A 1,350-nucleotide genomic window follows, 5' to 3' on the forward strand; every position below is an offset into this window, starting at 1 on the left:
AAACAAATAGTTTCTACTATAATCATGTATAATATATTTGAAATGGAAATTCAAAATAATGAGGCATATATTATGGACTTTGTTTATATTAATCAAAACGTATTAAATAATCTTCTATACATTTTAAGTAGTATATTTATTTTTTATTTTATATATGATAGCGGTCGCTATTTTAAAAAATATAAAAAACTCCTTATTATACTTTGTACGAGTATCCCCCTTATTTTATGTATGCGATATCCTATCTATATGGATGAAAATTGTATTCATGATTTAAGACAAATACCAGTAATAATAGGTACACTTTATGGTGGATTCCCTGTTGGTATAATCTTGTTTGCTATTTTACTAATTACAAGATTTACATTTTATGGATTTAGCATGTTAACAATATTGGTTTATGGCACAATGTTTATCATTACAGCATTTGCATCAGCAAAATTTAATAAGTATAACAGAAAAGTTAAAGTAGCTTATGGAATGTTTTTAACATTTTTCCTAGCAATATTTACAACTGTAATTGTATTAACTTTATCAGATTTTGAAGTGAATAATTTGTATGTTATGTATTTCATAATATTACCAACTATTTTGATATTGTTTGTAATTTATTTTAATGAAGTTTTAAAAGATGCAGTTTGTATGCGATCGAAGTTAATTAAAATGGAAAAAATGGAGATTGTTAGCCAACTCGCTGCTAGTATATCGCACGAGGTCAGAAATCCCTTAACTGTCGTAAAAGGATTTACTCAACTTTTAAAAACACCAAATTTAACTCCAGAATCCAGAGACGAGTATATCGAACATATACTTGAAGAGTTACATCGTGCCCAAGGAATTATTGATGATTATTTAACGTTTGCCAAACCTGCTTCAGAAAAATTAGATCATATTTCAGTAGAACAAGAGTTAAATCGAGTTATTAATATGATCTTACCTTTATGTAACATGAACACAATACATATTACGAAAGATTTCTCAACGGCATCAATTGTAGGTAATAAACAGCACTTTCAACAATGTTTTTTAAACTTAATAAAAAATGGTATTGAAGCAATGCCGAATGGTGGTACTTTAAATATCTCCTCATCTATTAGTAATAATAAAGTTATTATACGAATTGAGGATAGCGGAATTGGTATGTCACAAGAGCAAATAAATCGATTTGGCGAACCATATTTTAGTACAAAAACGAAAGGTACAGGTTTAGGTACAATGGTTGCTGTTAAAATCATTGAAACGATGCAAGGTAGTTTAAAAATCCGAAGCGTTGTTAATAAAGGTACAACTTTGACAATTACATTACCGAAATGTAATATGAACTCATCTGAAAACAAATAAAAAAGGAGC

The 1,350-nt window shown here is 28.1% G+C and carries 1 protein-coding gene; it reads left to right on the plus strand.

Annotated features, from left to right (window positions below; genetic code table 11):
* The first annotated feature begins 72 nt into the window (after positions 1 to 72).
* Positions 73 to 1,341: a sensor histidine kinase gene (locus tag KI369_RS28465; RefSeq protein WP_212958993.1), complete on the plus strand. Its 1,269-nt coding sequence runs from the start codon at positions 73 to 75 to the stop codon at positions 1,339 to 1,341.
* Positions 1,342 to 1,350: the final 9 nt, after the last annotated feature.

Origin of the sequence: Bacillus sanguinis, assembly GCF_018332475.1 — a bacterium.
Lineage (GTDB): Bacteria > Bacillota > Bacilli > Bacillales > Bacillaceae_G > Bacillus_A > Bacillus_A sanguinis.

Excerpts from the sequence above, each read along its gene's own strand:
- KI369_RS28465 (WP_212958993.1), top strand. The coding sequence starts at position 73 with ATGGACTTTGTTTATATTAATCAAAACGTATTAAATAATCTTCTATAC.